The sequence below is a fragment of the Kitasatospora griseola genome, from assembly GCF_014648555.1.
GTDB classification, from domain to species: Bacteria; Actinomycetota; Actinomycetes; order Streptomycetales; family Streptomycetaceae; genus Kitasatospora; species Kitasatospora griseola.
The window spans coordinates 118,386-122,161 of sequence record NZ_BMRI01000004.1; the positions used below are offsets into that span (position 1 = coordinate 118,386).

At 73.6% G+C, this 3,776-nt stretch carries 4 protein-coding genes; 1 reads left to right on the plus strand and 3 read right to left on the minus strand.

Translation table 11 applies throughout. The features are described from left to right. The 3 genes from IEZ12_RS37855 to IEZ12_RS06635 all read right to left on the minus strand — a co-directional run. On the minus strand, positions 1 to 316 hold a 316-nt coding region (locus IEZ12_RS37855), incomplete at its 3' end, for a Y-family DNA polymerase (protein ID WP_444542889.1). 813 nt (positions 317 to 1,129) lie between these two features. After that, positions 1,130 to 1,924: a DnaE2-dependent mutagenesis accessory factor ImuA' gene (gene imuA' / locus IEZ12_RS06630; protein ID WP_229847336.1), complete on the minus strand. Its 795-nt coding sequence runs from the start codon at positions 1,922 to 1,924 to the stop codon at positions 1,130 to 1,132. Positions 1,925 to 2,073: 149 nt separating this feature from the next. Further along, positions 2,074 to 2,712, minus strand: coding sequence for an alpha-ketoglutarate-dependent dioxygenase AlkB (locus IEZ12_RS06635; protein ID WP_189271210.1), 639 nt, complete (start codon positions 2,710 to 2,712; stop codon positions 2,074 to 2,076). 116 nt (positions 2,713 to 2,828) lie between these two features. On the opposite strand from IEZ12_RS06635, the gene IEZ12_RS06640 reads away from it, so the two are divergent. After that, the coding region (locus tag IEZ12_RS06640; RefSeq protein ID WP_189271211.1) for a multicopper oxidase domain-containing protein at positions 2,829 to 3,776 on the plus strand (948 nt) is incomplete at its 3' end.

Here is a 3,776-nt window from a genome sequence, read left to right on the forward strand (position 1 = left end):
AGGTCTGCGCCAGGACGGCGGCGACCGCGTCCCGGATCCCCGCCACCAGCGCCTCCTCACCGCCGAAGTACCGGGCCGGGCCCTTCACCGGAATCGCGCACAGCCCCGGCCGGAGCACCTCCACCCGCGGAGTGAACGCCTCGACCGCCGCGACCACCGGCTCGAACCTGCGCGCCTCCGCCTCCTCGTCACGGTCACGCAGCCGCAACTCCGGGCAGAACCGCTGCGCCAACCGCAACGGCTGCCCGCGACGCACCCCCGCGGCACGCGCCGCATCCGAGGACGCCAGCACCCGGCCGCCCTCCACCACCGCCACCGCGCCCCCACCTACCGGCCCGACCGCCACCAACGGCCAGTCCGGACACCACACCACCAACACCCGCTGCCCCGCCGGCCCCCACCCCACCACCCCTTCCCCCGCCCGCGCGGTACCCCACAACGGCCCGCCACCACCACGGCTCACGGACGACACCGGCTTACGAATCGGATTGGGGTGCTTCATGGCTGGTCACTCGGGGGGAATAGACGGAACGAAAGGACAGGGTCGGCGAAGGATCAGAAACACCTCCACGACCGGACGCAGCCACCTGCCGGAAGGCCGCGGCGGCGGATCCGCTGTTCGGCGACCCGCCCCACGCACCGGACACCCGACACACTCGCCCGCACGACCACCGAGCCGGAGCCGGAAGGCCGCACCGGCGGAGCCGGCGGCCCGCAGTGGCGAGACCACCATCGATGAACCGCCCCGACCCCGAGCCCTTCTCGCCCCGGACACCGACGAGCGTGCCCGGGCCGGCAGGCCGGGAGCAGCGAAAGCCGCAGGCCGTCGGCACCGAAACCGAACAGCCGCGGCGCCGCAGGCACAGCACATCCGAGTCGGCGGCTCACGGCGGCGAAGCCACCATCGACGACCCGCCCCACGCTCCGGACACCCGGCACACTCGTCCGCGCGACCGTCGGGCCACAGGCGCCACAACCCTCCGCTGCCGAAACCGGACAGCCGCAGCACCGCAGGTGGCAACCCGCCGACGGCGGGAACCCTCGGGGCATCGCAGGCTCGACGGACCGTGCGCAGCCAGGTATTTGACGATGCGCCACCAAAGTCGGCGGAGCCGAAAGAGGTCGCATCTCAGACCGCCTCCAGGGCCGGGCGGGTGAGGGTGGGCTCGGCTGCCGGGGCGAGGGGGCGGGCGGTGCCTGTGGCGTCGGGGAGCCAGAGGTGGGCGGTGCGGGGGCGGGTCGCGGTGCCGCGGCCTTCGGCGACGGCTTCGACCTGGCGGCCGGCGAGTTGGCCGTGGCCGTCGCCGAGGCCGAACCAGCGGCCGGTGCGGATGCTGAGGCGCTGGGTGGCGCCGGGCCAGGGGCCGGCGACCAGGAGGGCGCAGCGGGTGCGGCGCAGGACGGCGGTGAGGCGGGCGGCGAGGGCGGGGGCGACGGGGCCGGTGGGGCGCAGCAGGATCAGGCCGACGGCGCCGGCGAGGGCGGCGACCACGTCGGGCCAGTGCGGTCCGGGGTGGTCGGCGAGCAGCAGGCGGCGCAGGTCGTAGCCGTAGCCGGCGGCGGCGGACAGGCCGAGTTCGGGGAGTCCGACCGCGGCGGCCCAGGCGGCGTCCCCGGTCTTCTCGGTGAAGGCGCCGGCGCCCAGGGCGAGCAGCAGTCCGGTGTCGCCGGTGACGGAGACGGCGGTGCCGGGGCGCAGTCCGCCGCCGGGAAGCAGGGGGGCGAGGGCGGGCAGGACGGGCAGCAGTTCGGGTTCGGCGACGACCGGCGGGACGACCTCGGGGGCGGGGGCGGTGCCGGGCCGCAGCGGGACAACGACCGTTCGATCGCGTTCGAGCGTTCGAACGCCGCCGCCCGCCCGACTGTGGGCAAATGGGGCGAAAGCGCCCGCATTGGACGGGTCGATCGAGTCTCGTTCGAACATGTGCACGACTCCAGCATCGAACACTCGTTCGTAAATATTCAAGTCCGAGAATCTGACTGAGCTGCAGAAACGTCCGTCCGGTGATCCTCGGTGACCATTCCGCCAACGGGTCCGGCGAACGCCCGACGGCCCGGCGAACGCCCGACGGCTCAGCGGACGTCGCGCGGGCGGAACTGGATGCTGATCCGCGGGCCGACCGCGCCGGCGCTCTTCGGGATGGCGTGCTCCCAGGTGCGCTGACAGGAGCCGCCCATCACCAGCAGGTCGCCGTGCCCGAGCGAGCGGCGCACCGTCGGGCCGCCGCCGCCCAGGGGGCGGAGCAGCAGGGGGCGGGCCTGGCCGACCGAGAGGATGGCGACCATGGTGTCCTCGCGGTCGCCGCGGCCGATCCGGTCGCCGTGCCAGGCGACGCTGTCGCGGCCGTCGCGGTAGAAGCAGAGCCCGGCGGTGACGAACGGCTCGCCGAGCTCCGTCCGATAGTGGGCGCCGAGCACGTCCCGGGCCCCGGTCAGGACGGGGTCGGGCAGGGCGTCGCCCTCGTGGTAGAACGCCAGCAGCCGGGGCACGTCCACCACCCGCTCGTACATCTCGCGCCGCTCCGCCTGCCACGGCACCCGGTCCACCAGGCGTTCGAACAGCGTGTCGGCGCCGCTCAGCCAGCCGGGCAGCACGTCGATCCACGCCCCGCGTCCGAGTTCCGTCCGGTCGATGCCGCCCAAGGGGCCTAGCGCGGGTTCCGCCTCCGGGCCGCCGGTGTCGAACAGCGAACCCTGCAGCTGGTACGTCATGCCGCCCAGCGTAGCCGAGCTCGAACGCCCGTACGATTATCGGACGGTCAGAAACTCCGACAAAGGCGGTGCGCCACCGAAGGTTCGCCGGGCGATTTGATCTAGATTGTCCGCTTATGGAAGAGAGTGGTGCGATCAGCCGCCGTCTGGTCCTCAAGAGCATCGCCGGCCTCGCCGTGGCGTCCGAGGGAATCCTGACCGCGCAGCGCGCGGCAGCGACAGCGGCACCGGCGTGCTTCCCGCAGCCGGCCGTGACGGCCTCGCGGTCGGCGTCCGGCCCGGCGACGCGAACGGTCGAGCAGACGCTCGACGTCCGCTTCACGGACGTCGACATCCCGGGCTACGGCCCGATCACCACGCGGACCTACAACGGGGCGATCCCGGGGCCGACCCTGCGGGTGCGCGCCGGGGACACCCTGCGGCTGACGCACGTCAACGGCCTGCCGCCCAACCCGCCGTTCCACCACGGCGACCACAACACGCCGCACCACGCGAACAGCTTCAACCTGCACACCCACGGCATGCACGTCTCCCCGTCCGGGGACGCCGACAACGTCCTGCGCGAGTTCGCGCCGCTCACCGAGGAGGACGCGGCTCTCGACGCCCCGGAGCCGCAGTACACGACGACCATCTGCGTCCCGGCCGACCACCCGGCGGGCACCTACTGGTACCACCCGCACCTGCACGGCTCCACCGCCGAGCAGATCGTCGGAGGAATGGCCGGGGTGATCGTCGTCGAGGGCGACATCGACGAGGTGCCGGAGATCGAGGCGGCCGACGACGTCGTCGTCTGCATCAACGAGCTCAAGCTCCGGGACGGCGAAGTCCCCGCCTTCACCTCGGGCAGCTGGGTGACCGGCGTCCCGTCCGTCTTCACCGTCAACGGCGCGGTCAACCCCGCCATCGGGCTGCGCCGGGGCGAGGTCCAGCGCTGGCGGCTGGTCGCCGCCACCGCCTTCACCGCCCTGCGCCTCCAACTGTCGGCGGGCGACCGCTACTTGACCATGCACCAGATCGCCCAGGACGGCATCGGCTTCGCCGAGCCGGTCGCCCGGGCGGCGGTG

What these genes read in the sequence shown, in the direction of transcription:
- imuA' (WP_229847336.1), bottom strand. Translation starts at nt 1,924, where the DNA reads ATGTTCGAACGAGACTCGATCGACCCGTCCAATGCGGGCGCTTTCGCC.
- IEZ12_RS06635 (WP_189271210.1), bottom strand. Translation starts at nt 2,712, where the DNA reads ATGACGTACCAGCTGCAGGGTTCGCTGTTCGACACCGGCGGCCCGGAG.